15 protein-coding genes are annotated in these 17,138 nt (G+C 73.3%); 5 read left to right on the top strand and 10 right to left on the bottom strand.

Translation table 11 applies throughout. The features are described 5' to 3' along the window. The first annotated feature begins 520 nt into the window (after nucleotides 1-520). The gene (locus ACFVIM_RS22380) at nucleotides 521-1,603 is read left to right on the top strand and encodes a zinc-binding dehydrogenase (RefSeq protein ID WP_384303977.1); all 1,083 of its coding nucleotides are present in this window, start codon (nucleotides 521-523) and stop codon (nucleotides 1,601-1,603) included. A gap of 297 nt (nucleotides 1,604-1,900) precedes the next feature. After that, nucleotides 1,901-2,548, top strand: coding sequence for a TetR/AcrR family transcriptional regulator (locus ACFVIM_RS22375; RefSeq protein WP_384303974.1), 648 nt, complete (start codon nucleotides 1,901-1,903; stop codon nucleotides 2,546-2,548). Here ACFVIM_RS22375 and ACFVIM_RS22370 read toward each other — a convergent pair. Beyond that, a complete protein-coding gene (locus tag ACFVIM_RS22370; RefSeq protein WP_384303971.1) occupies nucleotides 2,536-2,997 on the bottom strand; it encodes a MaoC family dehydratase in 462 nt (153 codons plus the stop codon). The genes ACFVIM_RS22375 and ACFVIM_RS22370 overlap by 13 nt on opposite strands. A gap of 294 nt (nucleotides 2,998-3,291) precedes the next feature. Here ACFVIM_RS22370 and soxR point away from each other — a divergent pair, with 294 nt between their 5' ends. After that, nucleotides 3,292-3,852 carry a redox-sensitive transcriptional activator SoxR gene (soxR, locus tag ACFVIM_RS22365; RefSeq protein ID WP_384303968.1) on the top strand — a complete coding sequence of 187 codons (561 nt, stop codon included), beginning with the start codon at nucleotides 3,292-3,294 and terminating at the stop codon, nucleotides 3,850-3,852. A 735-nt stretch (nucleotides 3,853-4,587) separates the two neighbouring features. Here the strand turns inward: soxR and ACFVIM_RS22360 are convergent. The 4 genes from ACFVIM_RS22360 to ACFVIM_RS22345 form a co-directional block, all read right to left on the bottom strand. After that, nucleotides 4,588-5,199, bottom strand: a complete 612-nt coding sequence (locus ACFVIM_RS22360; protein ID WP_384303980.1) for a hypothetical protein — start codon at nucleotides 5,197-5,199, stop codon at nucleotides 4,588-4,590. A gap of 501 nt (nucleotides 5,200-5,700) precedes the next feature. Next, entirely contained in the window at nucleotides 5,701-7,092 is a 1,392-nt protein-coding gene (locus ACFVIM_RS22355) for a serine-threonine protein kinase (protein ID WP_384303965.1), read from the bottom strand. A gap of 212 nt (nucleotides 7,093-7,304) precedes the next feature. Further along, entirely contained in the window at nucleotides 7,305-8,651 is a 1,347-nt protein-coding gene (locus ACFVIM_RS22350; protein ID WP_384303962.1) for an erythromycin esterase family protein, read from the bottom strand. Nucleotides 8,652-8,756: 105 nt separating this feature from the next. Continuing rightward, nucleotides 8,757-10,046 (bottom strand): exo-beta-N-acetylmuramidase NamZ domain-containing protein, encoded by a 1,290-nt coding sequence (locus tag ACFVIM_RS22345; protein WP_384303959.1) that lies wholly within the window; start codon nucleotides 10,044-10,046, stop codon nucleotides 8,757-8,759. Between the two features lie 226 nt (nucleotides 10,047-10,272). Between ACFVIM_RS22345 and ACFVIM_RS22340 the strand changes: the two genes are divergently transcribed. Then, nucleotides 10,273-10,866 carry a TetR/AcrR family transcriptional regulator gene (locus tag ACFVIM_RS22340; protein WP_384303956.1) on the top strand — a complete coding sequence of 198 codons (594 nt, stop codon included), beginning with the start codon at nucleotides 10,273-10,275 and terminating at the stop codon, nucleotides 10,864-10,866. 254 nt (nucleotides 10,867-11,120) lie between these two features. On the opposite strand, the gene ACFVIM_RS22335 is transcribed toward ACFVIM_RS22340, so the two are convergent. The 5 genes from ACFVIM_RS22335 to ACFVIM_RS22315 form a co-directional block, all read right to left on the bottom strand. Beyond that, on the bottom strand, nucleotides 11,121-12,335 hold the full coding sequence (locus tag ACFVIM_RS22335) for an acyl-CoA dehydrogenase family protein (protein ID WP_384303952.1): 1,215 nt from the start codon (nucleotides 12,333-12,335) through the stop codon (nucleotides 11,121-11,123). 7 nt (nucleotides 12,336-12,342) lie between these two features. Next, nucleotides 12,343-13,365: a phosphotransferase family protein gene (locus tag ACFVIM_RS22330; RefSeq protein ID WP_384303949.1), complete on the bottom strand. Its 1,023-nt coding sequence runs from the start codon at nucleotides 13,363-13,365 to the stop codon at nucleotides 12,343-12,345. Nucleotides 13,366-13,634: 269 nt separating this feature from the next. After that, complete coding sequence (locus ACFVIM_RS22325) at nucleotides 13,635-13,946, bottom strand: DUF202 domain-containing protein (RefSeq protein ID WP_384303946.1); 312 nt, start codon at nucleotides 13,944-13,946, stop codon at nucleotides 13,635-13,637. Next, complete coding sequence (locus ACFVIM_RS22320; RefSeq protein WP_384303943.1) at nucleotides 13,943-14,368, bottom strand: YidH family protein; 426 nt, start codon at nucleotides 14,366-14,368, stop codon at nucleotides 13,943-13,945. The genes ACFVIM_RS22325 and ACFVIM_RS22320 overlap by 4 nt, the downstream gene beginning before the upstream one ends. 133 nt (nucleotides 14,369-14,501) lie before the next feature. Next, a complete protein-coding gene (locus ACFVIM_RS22315) occupies nucleotides 14,502-15,008 on the bottom strand; it encodes an NUDIX domain-containing protein (protein ID WP_384303940.1) in 507 nt (168 codons plus the stop codon). 176 nt (nucleotides 15,009-15,184) lie between these two features. Here ACFVIM_RS22315 and ACFVIM_RS22310 point away from each other — a divergent pair, with 176 nt between their 5' ends. Beyond that, complete coding sequence (locus ACFVIM_RS22310; protein ID WP_384303937.1) at nucleotides 15,185-16,837, top strand: FAD-binding dehydrogenase; 1,653 nt, start codon at nucleotides 15,185-15,187, stop codon at nucleotides 16,835-16,837. Nucleotides 16,838-17,138 lie beyond the last annotated feature (301 nt).

The raw sequence follows: 17,138 nt of genomic DNA, 5'->3' as shown, positions 1-17,138 counted from the left end.
AGGGAGAGGAATCCCTCGCGGCGGGCCGCTCCATTGCCGCCGGAATTCCCCGCGCCGCACCGCCACGCCGCACTACCGCGCCGCGCCCCGGCGCACTTCGGCCATTTCCCCGCCCCGCCCCCACAATTCCCTGGCGGAAAATCCCCGGAACGTCCGTCAGAACTCCGCCCGGATCCCGGTGCGGGCACGGGTCCGGGTGCGCCACCGCTTCCTGGTACCGGTGGATATCCAGCGATCCAGCGATATCACGGTACGGAATTGCCGCGTGCCGGTCCGTCACGCCCGCACGCCGGTACCCGGAGCCCCTCCCTGTGCCGGGCCGGGCCCGGGGCGTGGCGGCCGGTCCGCGCGGACGGTGGCCGCTCGGGCCGGGGTCCGGGTGCCTCTGGTGCGGGGAACCCGGGCGCCTCTGGTGCGGAAAAACAGGGCACATTAGTTTGGTGGCGCCCACGGGTCCCACCCGACCGTCCCACTCGATCGTCCGAGCCGATCGTCCGAGCCGATTCCGGAGCGTGCCACCGTGGTCCGTGCCGCCGTCCTGACCGCCATAGGGTCTCCGCTGGAGATCACCGAGATCGCGCTGCCCTCGCCCGGCCCCGGCCGGGTCCGGGTGCGGATCGCCGCCGCCGGTGTCTGCCACTCCGATCTCTCCCTGGCCAACGGCACCCTGAGGCTGCCCGTCCCCGCCGTCCTCGGCCATGAGGCGGCCGGGACCGTCGTCTCCGTGGGGGAGGGGGTCGACGCTCTGCGGCCCGGAGACGGTGTGGTGCTCAACTGGGCGCCCTCCTGCGGCCGGTGCCACCACTGCGGTCTCGGTGAGGTGTGGCTCTGCGCCCAGGCGCTCTCGGGTGCGGCCGGGAAGCACGCCACCACCGCCGACGGCACGGTGCTCCACCCGGGGCTGAACGTCGCCGCGTTCGCCGAGGAGACCGTCGTCGACGCCCGCTGTGTGCTGCCCGCCCCCGAGGGGGTCCCGCTGGCGGAGGCGGCCCTGCTGGGCTGCGCCGTCCTCACCGGATACGGCGCGGTCCACCGCAGTGCCCGGGTCAGGGCCGGGGAGTCGGTCGCCGTCTTCGGCGTGGGCGGGGTCGGGCTCGCGACCGTCCAGGCGGCCCGGATCGCGGGCGCCGCCGCGATCGTCGCGGTCGATGTCTCCCCGGCGAAGGAGGAACTGGCGCGGGCGGCGGGCGCCACGGAGTTCGTGCTCGCCGGGGAGGGGCGCGAGGTGAAGGAGATCCGCGCCCTCACCGGCGGCCAGGGCGTGGACGTGGCGATCGAGTGCGCGGGCCGCGCGGTCGCGATCCGCGCCGCCTGGGACTCCACCCGGCGCGGCGGCCGCACCACCGTCGTCGGCGTCGGCGGCATCAAGGACCAGGTCACCTTTAACGCGCTGGAACTCTTCCACTCCGGCCGCTCCCTCACCGGCTGTGTCTACGGGGACAGCGACCCGGCCCGGGACCTTCCCGTGCTGGCGGAGCACGTCCGCGCGGGGCGGCTGGACCTGGGGGCGCTGGTGACGCGGACGGTGGGTCTCGACGGGATCGAGGGCGCGTTCGAGGCGATGCTGAGGGGTGAGGGGGGACGGGCGCTGGTGCGGTTCTGAACCCGCTGTCCGGGGGCGTGCCGCACGGCGTGGCCCCCGGGCGGGCGAGGGGCCCGCGGAGCCCGTCCGGGCGCCCGGACGGCGCCCCCGTACGCCCTGCCTGCCCTCGCGTACGAGTGCGGTCGGTGGCCCGGTGCCGAGCTGTCCGGGGGCGCGGCGGCACGGTTCGGCGGTGCCCCGGTGCCGGGTTCCCCGGGGTGCGCTGGAGGGACGCGCTCGCTAAGCGCTTGCTCACCCGCGGGGTATGGTGGCTCCGACGCGGAGCGAACACACCTCCGTGAGCAGAGAGGGCGAACGATGACAGCGGCTGACGACACCCCCTGCGAGGCGTGGGCCGAGGTCGAGCCCGAGGCCGCGCGCAAGCTGCTGGTGGCGGCCGTCGCGGCCTTCGCGGAGCGCGGCTACCACGCGACGACCACCCGGGACATCGCGGGCCGCGCGGGCATGAGCCCCGCCGCCCTCTACATCCACTACAAGACCAAGGAAGAGCTGCTCCACCGCATCAGCCGGATCGGCCACGTCCGGGCACTGGAGGTGCTCTCGACCGCCGCCGAGAGCGGTGGGACACCGGGGGAGCGGCTCGCGGAGGCGGTGCGCTCCTTCGTGCGGTGGCACGCCGGGCGCCATGACACGGCACGCGTGGTGCAGTACGAGCTGGACGCGCTCGCGCCCGAGCACCGGGCGGAGATCGTGGAACTGCGGCGCGCCAGCGACGCCGTGATCCGCGAGATCCTGCGGGAGGGCGTGGAGAGCGGGGAGTTCGACGTACCGGACGTGCCCGGGACGACACTCGCGGTGCTGTCGCTCTGTATCGACGTGGCCCGCTGGTTCAACGTACGGGGGGCCAGGACCCCCGACGAGGTCGGGGCGCTCTACGCGGACCTGGTCCTGCGCATGGTCTCCGCGCCCGCCCTCCGTCAGGCCCCGGTGGCTCAGAAGAAGTAGCGGGAGACGGACTCCGCCACGCAGACCGGCTTCCGGCCGCCCTCGCGTTCCACCGTCACCCGTGTGGTGACCTGGACGCCGCCGCCCGCCTCCGCCACCTCCACCAGCACCGCCGTCGCCCGCAGCCGCGATCCCACGGGTACGGGCGCGGGGAAGCGCACCTTGTTGGTGCCGTAGTTGAGGCCCATCCGCATACCGTCGACCCGGATCACCTGCGGGACCAGCGCGGGCAGCAGCGAGAGCGTGAGGTAGCCGTGGGCGATCGTGGTCCCGAAGGGGCCGTCGGCGGCGCGTTCCGGGTCCACATGGATCCACTGGTGGTCTCCGGTCGCCTCGGCGAAGAGGTCGATCCGCCGCTGGTCGACCTCCAGCCAGTCGCTGGGGCCGAGGGGTTCGCCGATCCCGGCGCGCAGCTCCTGGGCGGAGGTGAAGGTCCTCGGCTCGGCCATGTGCTGATCCCTGTTCCTCGTCGTGGGCCGGTCGGGCCGGTTCGCGGTGCCCGCGCCTGGTCCCCCGCTCATGCCGCTCCCGGTCGGGGCGGTGACGGTCGCCGTCTTCGGGGGGTGCGCCCGTGCTGGGGTGTCCGCCGCGTGGTGGATCCCGCGGGGGTACCCCCGCTCCGCGGCCGCGCGCCCTCACTTTCCAAGCGCTTGCTCAGCATGCGTCGCGGGCGTATGGCTGTCAACGGACGCCGCGCCGGGGTCCGACGCGGGCCCACCAGGACAGGACCTAGGCTTCCCCGAATGCCTCAGTTTCAGGAGCAGTTCCCCGAGCTGACCGTCGGCCAGTTGGCACGGCGTAGCGGCGCCGCGGTCTCGGCGCTGCACTTCTACGAGTCGAAGGGGCTGATCAGCAGCCGTCGTACCAGCGGCAACCAGCGCCGTTACTCCCGCGACACCCTGCGCCGGGTGGCCTTCGTACGGGCCGCGCAGCGCGTGGGTATCCCACTCGCCACGATCGGGGAGGCGCTCGCCGAGCTGCCGGAGGGGCGCACCCCCGACCGGGAGGACTGGGCGCGGCTCTCCCAGCGGTGGCGGAGCGAGCTGGATGAGCGGATCAGACAACTCGGCCGGCTCCGCGACCATCTGACGGACTGCATCGGCTGCGGCTGTCTCTCCCTGGAGACCTGTGTGCTCTCCAACCCGGACGATGTCCTCGGCCAGAAGATGGCCGGATCCCGGCTGATGCCGGAGCGGCGCCGGGCCGGTGACATCGGGACGCTGGCCCGTCGCGCGGCCGGGGCGGACCAGGTCGGTGAGGGAGCGGGCCAGGCCGGTGAGGGAGGCTGCGCGAGCGAGGCGTAGGCGCGCGTCCCGTCCGCAGGTCCGGCACGGTCATCCGTGCTGGTCGGCCGGTCGCCGCCGTGGAAGCCGGTGGCGAGGCGGGTCCGCACCCCCGTGACGGACCCACCCCCGCGCGCCGGCTGCCCGAGCACCGCTCCTTTGTGGGGCGCGGGGCTCGTGGGCGTTGGGCCGGTGACCACTGTCCGCGCGGGGAGCCGATGGGGCCACTGATTTTCTCGCGGCCACGGTTCACTTCCGCCACGGCCCGCGCCCGTGGCGGTCGCCGTGGCGGGCTCGGTCCGGGGTGATGTCACGGCCGCCCTGACGGGGGTGCCGGGGATCCCCGGTGAGGAGGCGCGCGGGGGAGACGTGTGCGGTACGTCTCCGTCGCTCCCGTCCCCCGGCCGCACCGCTCCCCGTACCCGTTACCCCGTACCGCGGGTGCCGGGGCAGATGGCGTACGCGTGTGGCCGACGCGGCGGTGTCTCCGTACGGCGGTGCCTCGGTGCGGCGAAGCATCCGTACGGCGGTGCCTTCATACGGTGAGAGATCCGTGCCCGGGTGTCTCCGTGCCCGGGTGTCTCCGGGCGGACGGCTCGGCTCGGCGCGGGTCGGTAGGGGGCTGGGGGCTGGGTCAGGGGTCCGCGGGGGACCGGCGCATGGCGCGGCCGTCATCCGCCCGTGCCGGGGGTGAGGGGTGTTCACGCGGGGGCGCCCCACAGTGCCGCGCCGGGGCGCGGCTCGCCCCCACGTCGTTCAGGCCACCGACGCCAGCCCCCGGCGTTCGGCTTCCTTGGCGGCCGCCACGGCGCCGGAGGTCAGTACGGGTTCCGGCACGACGATGCCGCAACCCGTGCAGACCGGCCCGGTCCACGGCTCCTGGGCGAGGTCATGGCGCCAGACGATGTCCGTGGCCTCGCAGACGGGGCACCGCTCGCCGGGGTCGCCCTCCAGTGCGGCGATCAGCCGCCGCACGACCTCGCCGAGGGGTGCCGCCGGGTGGTGGGCGGGGCTGTCGCACCGGGCGACGCCGTTCCCGCCCCAGGTACGCCGGTGCCAGTCCTCGATGGACGTGGGCCGGCGCAGACCGTCCTGTTTCTCGCGCTTCCTCCGGTCGGCGAAGTCGCTCTCGTAGGTGAGCCAGACCGTTCGTGCCTCTTCCAGCTCATCGAGCGCGGCCACGAGCCGCGCTGGATCGGGAGCCCGGTCCTCGGGCTCGATCCTGTGCCGGGCGCACAGGTGGTCCCAGGTCGCCCGGTGCCCATAAGGGGCGAAGCGCTCCAGGCACTTGCGCAGTGAGTAGCGCCGTAGCGCCAAATCACACCGCGCGTCGCGCACCTGTCTCGCAAGACTCCGGAAACCCGCCATCGCACTGCCACCTCCGTCGTGGAACATCGGCGTTGGTGTATGGACGTACGAGTGCCCGATCCGGCTCCATCGAAAATCCGATGGGGCCCATTAATGAAATGTTCCTACGCGGCCTCGAATTTCGTACAAGCGAACGATGGCCTGGCCATGGGGTGGGCCACGCGGCCCTGGACGGGGTGTGCGGCGATTCGGGAAAGGTGGCAGATCGCCGTCTTACGCAGGGGTCTTACCGCCAGTAACCTCCGGCGGGTCGGTCTCGCGGTCACCACGGAGGAGCGTCCACGCGACCACCACGGAGGAGCGTCCACGCGACCACCCACGGGAAGACGAACCCGGCTCGCGACCGCTGTCGCGGCCCGCGCGCTCGGAGGGATCACCCACCCGGCGGTGAACTGGCAGAACCGGCCCACCTATCAGCAGATCGTGGAGTTCCGGGCCCGGCGCACCGGCTGACCGCCGGGGTGACGGGGGCGCGGCGGTCGCCGGGGTCCGGCCGGGGCCTCACCGGTCCATCCGGCCCGCCGACACCACCACCCGGGCCAGCTCGCCATGGCAGATGTCGTAGTGCGCCCCCGTCGGCGGGCCGCCGCGCCGTACCACCGCCGCCGTGTCCACGCTGACACAGCCGCGCTCCGGCACCCCCCGGGCCAGCGCCTGTGCCAGCGTCAGCCGGACCGCCGGTGGTGGTACGGCGCGCAGCCCGTCATGGCCCACCGCCCACCAGCGGCGGTCCAGGCCCGGCGGCAGCCGGTCGTCCCCGGCCAGCCGGGACGCCAGCGGATAGAGCGCCGCCAGCGCGCTGTCATGACGCGAGTAGCAGGCCACCACCGGCCCGTCCACCCGGTGTTCCATCCCTCGCAGCGCTCCCGCGTGCCGCGCCGCGTGCGGCAGGCTGGGGGCGAAGGCGTAGTGCGAGAAGGCCCCCTGGAGCAGGGTCAGCGATTTGACCGTACGCACCCCGTCGGGCAGTCCCCGCAGGGCGAAGGCGACCAGCCGGGCGCCCTGGCCATGGCCGACGAGATGGATCCGCAGGGCGGGGCGGCGGCGGGCGAGCTGTCCCAGCAGCGGCCCGAGGCCCAGCTCGCCCACGGCACCGGCCCGTCGTTTCATCGCGTGGTAGGTGGTCTGCCGCAGCAGTTCCTTGGCGCCGGTCCAGGCGACCGCGAGCGCGGCGGGGTCGCGGTGGCGCTCAGGGGAGGGGCCGCCGAACTCGTATGCCGGGCCGCCGCATTCATGAGCCGGGCGGCCGGGGGCGGTTGCGGTTCCGGCGGCCCCGGCCGTGGGCCGCTGGCCGCCGACCGCTTGGGCGAAGTCCCGGCAGAGCGTCAGCGCGTCCTCGTACAGGACGGCGACGGGCCCCTCCTCGTCCTGGGGCAGATCGTCGGTGGAGCAGTGCTCCAGACTGCCCGCCGGTGCCTGCGCCAGCCCCCGTGCCAGCCGTCCGAACTCGGCGAACGCCTCGGGTCGGGGCGGGCGCCTGGCCAGCAGCAGGGCGAGCCGGTCCACCGTGGGCCCGTGCCCCGGGAAGAGGCCGCCGAGGGTCTTCCGGGTCGCCGGGTCCAGGGTGGCCGCGGCCGGGTCGGCGACCGGCACCGGGTCCGGGGAGGTGGCCGCCGCCGGGTCGGCGGCGACCCCGGGTATCGGCTCGTCGGCGAAGGCCATCGAGGGCCACACCACTCCCGCGTACCCCAGCCGCACCCCGGGCGCGAGCAGTGCGGGAAACGGGTCGAAGAAGGCGGAGGCGAGCCGTTTCGCCAGGGCGGGGGAGTCATGGCGGCCATGGGCGAACAGGATCAGGTCGGTGGCCTCCAGCGCCAGCAGCCGGTCCCGCTCCCACAGGTCCACATCGCCGTCCGCGCCGAAGGTGATGTCCTGATATGGCCGCACACTCATATCCGGCATGGCGGTCCCTCCCCCCGAAACGTCCGCTTCTGTCAGCAGGATGCGGCCCCGGAGCGGGGACCGCCATACCCGTGACGGAGGTGGTCACGCCAGACCGCCCCCGGCCAGTTGTGGCCGTACGGCGGAACCGGTCGCGGGGATGGCTGAGAGGGAGCGGCCGGCCGGAGCGCGCCGGCGCCGCCGGTCTCCCGGGACAAGGGGCTTCAGAGGAGATCCGAGGCCGTGATCCTGGGGAGGTGCACCAGTACGTCATAGCTGGCCGAGAGCCGGGTCTTCCAGTTGTCGTCCGGCCAGGAGTTGCCGATGGACCAGGTCGGACGCGCCTGGGCGAGCCACTGCCGTGCGAGGGGCGGCGCCGTCCGGGTATCGAGGTAGTACGGGCGGTCCGACACCCGCTTGAGCGTCTCCTCGTTGCTGTCGGGACCGGGTGTGCCGACGGAGAAGACCCGCAGCGGCTCCTTGGGGTCCTTGAGGTCGTAGGCGTTGAACGCGCCCTCGCCGAAGGTGAAACCGACGCTCGTATAGCGCTCGCCCAGCGCCTCCCGGAGGAAGGCCCCCTGGACCTTGGGGTACTGCGCCGGGTTGACCGTCTCGTACCCCACATGGTTGTTGTGCGCCGACAGCAGCACCCGGTCGCCGGTCATCCGCTGCCACCACACCGTGTTCTCGGCCATGGTCTTGTCGCGGTACTCCATCATCCGGCCGAGCTCGGCCGCGTCGAAGTAGTCGTACGAGAACACCGTGCCCACCTGCGCGATGGCGCGGGCGTGCTGGAGCGTCCAGGCGTGGCGCTCGCGGTCGGGTCCCGGTGGCAGCTCCTCCAGCAGGTCGAGCGCCTCCTGGACGTCCTCGGCCCGGTCCTTCCGCTCGTCCAGCGGCCGGACCAGGTTTCCCTTGATCGTCTCCTCGACCGAGGCGCCGGGCAGCGGGCGCGAGGCGCGGTAGAGGCGCTCGATCTCCGGCAGCAGCGCGGGCCGGTACCCGGCGACATAGCGGGTGACGGTGTCGAAGAGCTCCGGGCCCGCGTAGGCCGCGTCATTGCCCATGAACCGCACCGGCCGGTGCGGATGGCGGAGGTTGTACTGGCGCATCCAGACGAACAGATCGAGGTACTCACGGGTGTTCCACAGCCGGTACGACTCCTGGAACTCCTCCCGCATGATCGTCCGGATATCACCCTCGCCGTGGACCACGTAGGCGTCGATCCGCAGTCCGGCGCTCCAGTTGGCCTCCAGGGAGAAACTCCGGAACCCCTCGCGCTCCACGAGATGACGGAACATCCGGTCCTTGGTGGCGAAGAACTCCGCCGAGCCGTGGGTGGCCTCGCCCACCCCCACCACGGTCGCGTCGCCGATCATCCGCTCCAGCGGGCGCAGATCGGCCAGGGGCCGGGCGGCGCGGGAGAGCGCGGGCACGGGGTCGGGGTCGGCGCGCGCGTCATCGGCGCGGGCGGGTGCGGGCACCACCAGCAGACTGGTGGCGAGCATCAGGGCGAGGAGGAGGGTGTGGCGCGTCTGGCACCACACCCCTTTCGGACGCAGGGGGTTCATGGGCCCAGCCTCGCCGGGGCCGGGCCGGGACACCACGGAGACAGCACCCGGCCCGGGTGGGGTGCTGCCCCCACCCGGGCGGGGGTGGTCAGCCCCACGCCGCGCTCAGTAGCGCAGATACCTCCGGCGTACCGCGCGGAAGGCCCGGAGCTCCGGCGCCCACGCCCCGACCACCTCGTCCGTCCCCGCGCCCGCGTCGATCATCGTCCGCAGCCGGGCCGAGCCGGTCAGCTTGTCGATCCAGCCCTCCGGCTGCCAGAGGAAGCCGGGGCAGTGCCGCTTCGCCGTCACCAGCAGGCCCACCCCGGTCCGTACCGGATCGAAGACCGTCCGGTCGTGGACATGGATCTGCACCCCGCCGATCGTCTTCCCCTGGTGCTTGCCGAACGTCGGGGCGAAGTACGCCTCGCGGAAGCGCACCCCGGGCAGCTCCAGCGCGTTCGCCGCCTCCGCCCACCGCCGGTCCACGTCCTTGCCGCCGAGCAGCTCGAAGGGGCGGGTCGTCCCACGGCCCTCGGAGAGGTTGGTGCCCTCGAAGAGACAGGTCCCCGCGTACACCAGCGCCGTCTCCGGCGTCGGCATGTTGGGGCTCGGCGGCACCCATGGCAGGCCCGTCGCGTCGAAGAAGTCCGCACGCCGCCAGCCGGACATCAGGACCGTCTCCAGCTCCACCGGGCGGTCGGCGAGGAACTCGCGGTTGAACAGCCCCGCCAGCTCGGCCACCGTCATCCCGTGCGCCTGCGGGATGGGTTCACGGCCGATGAAGGAGGCGTACGCCCGGTCCAGCACGGGCCCCAGCGCCGCCCGCCCGGTGACCGGATTGGGCCGGTCGAGGACGACGAGCCGCTTCCCCGCCAGCGCCGCCGCCTCCATACAGTCGTACAGCGTCCAGATGTACGTGTAGAAACGGGCGCCCACGTCCTGGATGTCGAAGACGAGCGTGTCCACCCCGGACGCGGTGAAGACGTCCGCCAGTTGCTGCCCGGCCTTCCGGTACGTGTCGTAGACGGGCAGCCCGGTCGCGGGGTCGTCATAGCGTCCCTCCGAGCCCCCGGCCTGCGCCGTACCCCGGAAGCCGTGCTCGGGCCCGAAGACGGCGATCAGATCGACCCGCTCGTCCGCGTGCATCACGTCGACGATATGGCGTACGTCGGCGGTGACCCCGGTGGGATTGGTGATCACCCCGACCCGCTGCCCCTCCAGCGGGGCGTAGCCGGAGGCCGCGAGACGGTCGAAACCGGTACGGACCCGGCGGCGGTGACCGTGCTGGGTCTCTGGGTGTCCTTCGGTCCCCTCGCGGTGGGCGTGGGCGGCGGCACTCGCCGGGCCGCCGCTCACGGCCAGCGCTCCCGCCGCCCCCGTGGCGGCCAGCAGTCCCCGTCTGGACAGGCTCATCGGGCTCCTCCCGCAGCACTGTGTGTCATGGCCACGCACGCTAGCGCGGCGAACAGCTGTGCGGAACGATCCGGACAGCGCGAATCGCCAGGTCCAGCCGTCGTACCGACCGGTCAGTCCAGGGCCGTGTACCGCCTCCCCGCCGAGAATGGGAGGATTCCCCCGCCGGGGGCCCAGCCTCCCGGCGCGATGATCCACGGAGCGCGGTGAGAGGCAGGTGTCGGTGATGACCAGGACGACGGACGGGAGCGACGCGCCCGTACCCAGGAGACTGCTCTCCGCCGCCACCCGGCTCTTCGCCGAACGCGGCTACGACCGCACCTCCGTCCAGGAGATCGTCGAAGCCGCGGGCGTCACCAAAGGCGCGCTCTACCACTACTTCGGCTCCAAGGAAGACCTCCTCCACGAGGTCTACGCCCGCGTCCTGCGGGTCCAGCAGGAACGCCTCGACGCCTTCGCCGACGCGGACGAACCCGTCCAGACACGGCTGCGCGCCGCCGCCGCCGACGTCGTCGTGACGACCATCGAGAACCTTGAGGACGCGGAGATCTTCTTCCGCTCGATGCACCACCTCAGCCCGGAGAAGCACAAGCAGGTACGGGCGGAACGGCGGCGCTACCACGAGCGGTTCCGGGCGCTGGTGGAGGAGGGGCAGCGGACCGGGGTCTTCTCCACGGCGACCCCGGCGGACCTCGTGGTGGACTACCACTTCGGGTCGGTCCACCACCTCTCCACCTGGTACCGCCCCGAGGGCGCCCTCACCAAACGCGAGGTCGCCGACCACTTGGCCGACCTCCTGATGCGCGCGCTGCGCTTTTAGCGGTTCTTCTCCTCCGGGGCGCTCTAGCCGAGATTCTCGCGTCCGACGTGCTCGATCGCTCGTTCCTCACGATCTCCGCGCGACGGCCACGACAACTCGACGCGCCCCTTCGGCTCAGAACCGACCTCGGGTAGAGCGAGCCGTCGCACGGAGCTGCTCAGCGGCAGAGGTCCTGGAGGTGAGCCGGTGGCGGGGCTCCCATGGGGAACCCCGGTGGGCGGGCTCACGACAGGGCGCGCAACAGGGCCCGGCCGTCAGGTGTGGGCGTGGAGTTCGCGGCGGGCGAGGGAGCGCTGGTGGACCTCGTCCGGCCCATCCGCCAGCCGCAGCGTCCGCGCCGCCGCCCACAACTCCCCCAGCGGCAGGTCCTGGCTCACCCCCGCCGCCCCGTGCACCTGCACCGCCCGGTCCAGGATCCCCTCCACCGCCCGTGGCGTCGCGATCTTGATCGCCTGGATCTCGGTGTGCGCCCCCCGGTTGCCGACGGTGTCCATCAGCCAGGCCGTCTTCAGCACCAGCAGCCGCAGCTGTTCCACCGTCACCCGGGCGTCGGCGATCCAGTTCCGTACCACGCCCTGCTCGGCCAGCGGGCGTCCGAACGCGGTCCGGGAGACGGCGCGTCGGCACATCAGCTCGATGGCGCGTTCGGCCATGCCGATCAGCCGCATGCAGTGGTGGATCCGGCCGGGGCCGAGCCGTGCCTGGGCGATGGCGAAGCCGCCGTTCTCCTCGCCGATGAGGTGGTCGGCCGGTACCCGTACCCGGTCGAGGATGATCTCGGCGTGGCCGCCGTGGGCGTGGTCCTCGAAGCCGAAGACCTTCATCGCGCGCCGGATCTCCACCCCGGGGGTGTCCCGGGGAACGAGGATCATGGATTGCTGGCGGCGCGGGTCGGCGGCGTCCGGCGCGGTCTTGCCCATCACGATGAAGATCGCGCAGTCGGGGTGCATCGCGCCGGAGATGTACCACTTGCGGCCGGTGATGACGTAGGAGTCCCCGTCGCGTTCGATCCGGGTCTCGATGTTGGTCGCGTCCGAGGAGGCGATCTCGGGCTCGGTCATGGCGAAGGCGGACCGGATCCGGCCGTCCAGGAGCGGCCTCAGCCAGCGTTCCCGCTGCCCGGCGGAGCCGAACTGGGCCAGCACTTCCATGTTCCCGGTGTCGGGCGCCGCGCAGTTGAGGGCGGTGGGGCCGAGGTGGGGGCTGCGGCCGCTGATCTCCGCCAGCGGCGCGTACTGGAGGTTGGTCAGCCCGGCGCCGTACGCGGGATCCGGGAGGAAGAGGTTCCAGAGCCCCTGCCGCCGGGCCTCCGCCTTCAGTTCCTCGACCACGGGCGGGGTCGCCCAGGGGTTCGCCAGCGCGGTGCGCTGTTCTTCGGCGACGGCCTCGGCGGGGTGGACCCACTCCTCCATGAAGGAGAGCAGCCGGGCCCGGAGCTCCTCGGTGCGCGCGTCGAATGCGAAGTCCATGCCGTGGTCAGCCTTCCTGGAGGGTGGTCAGGCCGTGCTGGATGAAGACGGGGACGAGATCGCCCATCCGGTCGAATCCCTCGCCGACGGTCCGGCCGAGGGTGTAGCGGTAGTGGATCCCTTCGAGGATGACGGCGAGCTTGAACCAGGCGAACGCCGTATACCAGCCGATCGCCGAGACATCGCGGCCGGACCGTGCCGCGTACCGCTCGATCAGTTCGGCCGTCGACGGGTGCCCCGGCGCGGTCGCGGTGGTGTTCAGCGGTGAGCCGGGGACGGCGATGTCCGTTCCGTACATCGCCAGCAGTCCCAGATCGGTCAGCGGGTCGCCGAGGGTGGACATCTCCCAGTCCAGTACGGCGGTGATCCGGTCGTCGGCGCCGACCAGGACGTTGTCCAGCCGGTAGTCGCCGTGGACGACGGTGGGCGCGGGGGAGCGGGGCAGGGCGCGGCCGAGGGCGGCGCGCAGCGCGTCGATCCCGGCCAGTTCGCGGCTGCGGGAGCCGTCCAGTTGGGTGCTCCAGCGGCGCAGCTGGCGGTCGAGGAACCCGTCGGGGCGGCCGAAGCCGGTCAGTCCGACCGCGTCCGGTTCCACCGCGTGGAGTTCGACGAGGGTGTCGACCAGCGCGTACACGATCTCGCGGGTGCGTCCGGGGCCGAGCGGCGTCAGCTGTCCGGCGGAGCGGTAGGGGGTGCCCGCCATCCACTCCATGACGTAGAAGGGTGCGCCGAGGGCGGTGTCGTCCGCGCAGTACAGCACGGGCTGTGGCACGGGGACGGCGGTCGGGTGCAGGGCGCTGATGACCCGGTGTTCCCGGCCCATGTCATGCGCGGTCGCCAGGACATGGCCCAGGGGCGGTCGGCGGATCACCCACCGGCCGTGTCCGTCGGTCACGTCGTACGTGAGGTTCGAGCGGCCTCCCTCGATCAGCCGCGCCCGCAGGGGCCCGCGCAGCAGGCCGGGGCGTGCCCGGTCGAGATGGTCCCGGAGTCTCCCGAGGTCGAGACCGGGTGGTGGGGCGGGGCTCATCAGCACACCTCCGGGTGGGGCGACGACAGGCGGCCCTCATTGTGACCGACTGGTCGGTATGCCGTCCACACCGCTCCGGCGGGCGGGTTCCACCGCCGGCCCGCCGCCTCTCGTACCGGCCCGCCGCCCGTACCGGCCCGCCGCCGCCCGTACCGGCCCGTGCGGACTCTCGTACGGACCTTCGCGCGGACGTCGCGCCTCGGGCCGGAGAGATCCGCGTACAGATACAGAGGAGATCCGCGTACAGACACAGAGACGTACGGAACGGACTACGCCACCACCGGCAGCGCCAGGAGCGCCAGCGCCACCGCGCACACGACCGCCGCGACGGCCCGCCCCGGCGCGAGCCCCGCCGGGCGGGGCGAGGACCCCAGGACCCGTATCCGGCCGTGCGCCACCACCAGGAAGACCACCCAGAGCAGCCCGCTCAGCCCCACCGCCACCGTCTCCAGCGCGTCGGTGCCCCCGCTGAGCACCTGACGGCACGCCAGCACCGCCACCACGCTGAACGCCAGAGTGGTCCGCCGCCATGCCAGCCGGGTCCGCTCCGGCTGGAGCCCCGGGTCACGGGAGTCGCTCATCCCCGGCCGCCCTCCCAGCCGAAGAGCACCACGACCACCATCGCCAGGGCGACCAGCGCCACCAGTACGCTCAGCAGCGCCGGGAAGCGGGAGACGGGCAGGTCCTCGCCGCGCCGCATGGCCCGCTCGCAGCGGACCCAGTGGTTGACCGCGCGCAGGGCGCACAGGACGCCCGCCGCCAGCAGTCCGAGCGCCAGACCGGCCCGTACGGCCCAGTCCAGGTCGGGCAGGAACTGGTCCACGGCGAAGCCCCCGGCGATCAGCGCCAGCGCGGTGCGGAGCCAGGCGAGGAAGGTGCGCTCGTTGGCGAGCGAGAAGCGGTAGTCGGGGGTCTCGCCCTCGGCCCGTACCCGCTCCGGCGAGAACCACAGCCGCAGACTCCGCGCCAGGTCGTTCGCTCGTGCCTTAGGTGTATTGGCCACGGGGTGATCATCGCTCATGGGTGCGGGGGCCGCTCAGGTGCGCGGGGCCACACCGGGGCCCCAACCTCCTGCCCCTCCCGGTCTCGGCCCGTCGCCGGCCCGCCCGCTGCCCTTCCTCAGCGCTCGCCCTTCCTCAGTGCTCGGCCGCCCGCAGCCGCGCGTACGCCGCCAGCCCGTCCGGAGCCCAGGCGCCCTGGGTGAGCATGCGGTCGAGTTCGTCCACCGGGACGAAGGCGTACCAGTCCACCTCGCTGGCCTGGGGCTGGACCGGAAGATCGCAGCGGACCTGGTAGACCCCGCACCACCAGCTGTGGTCACCGTTCTCGTAGAGAAAACGGAAGAGCGGTGTGGGCTGTGGCAGCCCGGAGACGCCCAGCTCTTCCTCCGCCTCGCGCAGCGCGGCCTCCGCGTACTCCTCGCCCGTGCCGAGCACCCCGCCCACGAACATGTCGTAGTGCGAGGGGTAGACCAGTTTCTCCGCGGTCCTGCGGTGGACGAAGATCCGGCCCTCGCCATCCTCGACCAGGATGAAGGCGACACGGTGGCGCAGCCCCCGCGCGTACACCTCGCCCCGGGGGGCCTGCCCCACCACGCGGTCGGCGGTGTCGACGATGTCCAGGATCTCCTCGGCGGCGCTCATACGGACATCCCATCACACCCGTTCCGGCACGACTGTTGACGCCCTACCGGTCGGTACCCGAGGGTCGGACCCGTTCCGGCCGACGGCGGGCGCGGTACGCGTCCGAGGGCGCCCCCGGACGCGTACCGCGCCCGGACCCGCGGGCGGACAGAGCGTGGTGGAGAGGGAGGGCGGCCATGGCGTACGACGCCGATGCGATCGTGATCGGGGCGGGACTCGCGGGACTGGTCGCGGCCGCCGAACTGGTGGCCGCCGGGCGGACGGTGATCCTGCTGGACCAGGAGCCGGAACAGTCGCTCGGCGGCCAGGCCCACTGGTCCTTCGGCGGGCTCTTCCTGGTCGACTCGCCCGAGCAGCGCAGGACCCGGATCCGCGACAGCCGGGAGCTGGCGCTCCAGGACTGGTTCGGCACGGCCGGGTTCGACCGGGACGAGGACCGCTGGCCGCGCCGCTGGGCCGAGGCGTATGTCGACTTCGCCGCCGGGGAGAAGCGGGCCTGGCTGCGGCAGCACGGGGTCCGCTTCTTCCCGGTCGTCGGCTGGGCGGAGCGCGGCGGCTACGAGGCCACCGGGCCCGGCAACTCGGTACCCCGGTTCCACATCACCTGGGGGACCGGCCCCGCCCTGGTCGCGCCCTTCGAGCGGCGGGTGAGACAGGGCGCCGAGAGCGGACTCGTACAGCTGTGCTTCCGCCATCGGGTGACCGGGCTCAGCGCCACGGCGGGGGTACTCGACACCGTCAGCGGTGAGGTGCTCGCCCCCTCCTCCGCCGTCCGGGGCGCCGCCAGCGGACGCGAGGTCGTCGGCGCCTTCGAGTTCCGGGCCCAGACGGTGATCGTCGCGTCCGGCGGCATCGGCGGCAACCACGACCTCGTACGGTCGCACTGGCCCCAACGGCTCGGCACCCCGCCCCGGCGGATGCTCTCCGGGGTCCCCGCCCATGTCGACGGGCTGCTGCTCGGCATCGCCGAGCGCGCGGGAGCCCGGCACATCAACCGCGACCGGATGTGGCACTACACCGAGGGCATCGAGAACTGGGGCCCGGTCTGGGCCCGCCACGGCATCCGGATCCTGCCCGGCCCCTCCTCCCTCTGGCTGGACGCGCGCGGGCGGCGGCTGCCCGTACCGCTCTTCCCCGGCTTCGACACCCTGGGGACGCTGGAGCACATCACCCGCTCCGGCCATGACTACACCTGGTTCGTCCTCAACCAGCGGATCATCGGCAAGGAGTTCGCGCTCTCCGGCTCCGAGCAGAACCCGGATCTGACCGGCCAGTCGGTCCGCCAGGTGCTGCGCCGGGCCCGGCTCGACGTGCCCGGTCCGGTCCGCGCCTTCATGGACCACGGGGTGGACTTCGTGGTCGAACGCGATCTCGCCGCGCTGGCGGCCGGGATGAACGCGCTCACCGAGGAGGCACTGATCGACGAGGCGGCGCTGCGGCGGGAGATCACCGCCCGCGACCGCGAGGTCCGCAACCCCTTCACCAAGGACCTTCAGATCATGGCCGTCCGGGGCGCCCGGGGTCATCTCGGCGACCGGCTGATCCGGACCGTGGCACCGCACCGGCTGCTGGACCCGGCGGCCGGGCCGCTGATCGCGGTACGGCTGCGGATCCTGACCCGCAAGTCCCTGGGGGGACTGGAGACCGACCTCTCCTCGCGGGTGCTCGGCGGGGACGGGCGGCCGCTGGCCGGTCTCTACGCGGCGGGGGAGGCGGCCGGGTTCGGCGGGGGCGGGGTGCACGGTTACCGCTCGCTGGAGGGCACGTTCCTCGGCGGCTGTGTCTTCTCGGGGCGCGCGGCGGGCCGCGCGGCGGCGCAGGCGCTCTGACATCGCAGGCGCTCTGACATCGCGAGCGCGCTGGGACCTACGGGTGTGCTGGGACTGCGGGCGCTCCGGCGTCGCGAGCGCGCTGGGACCACGGGCGCGCTGGGACCACGGGCGGGCTGGAACCTACGGGCCGGGCGCCGGCACCGGGTGCGCGCCGTGCCCGCACCGGCCCCAGCACCGGCCGCGCGCCGTAGGTCGGGCGCCGGGCCCGTGGGCGCCCGCCCGCGTCCGCCCGTCGGCCCGGCCCGCCCCCGGGCCCCCGCGTCCGTACGGGAGAGGGCGGGCCCGTCCATGACGGGCC

It is taken from the genome of Streptomyces sp. NPDC057638 (assembly GCF_042800315.1).
Taxonomy (GTDB): domain Bacteria; phylum Actinomycetota; class Actinomycetes; order Streptomycetales; family Streptomycetaceae; genus Streptomyces.
This window is presented reverse-complemented; position numbering and strand designations above follow the sequence as displayed.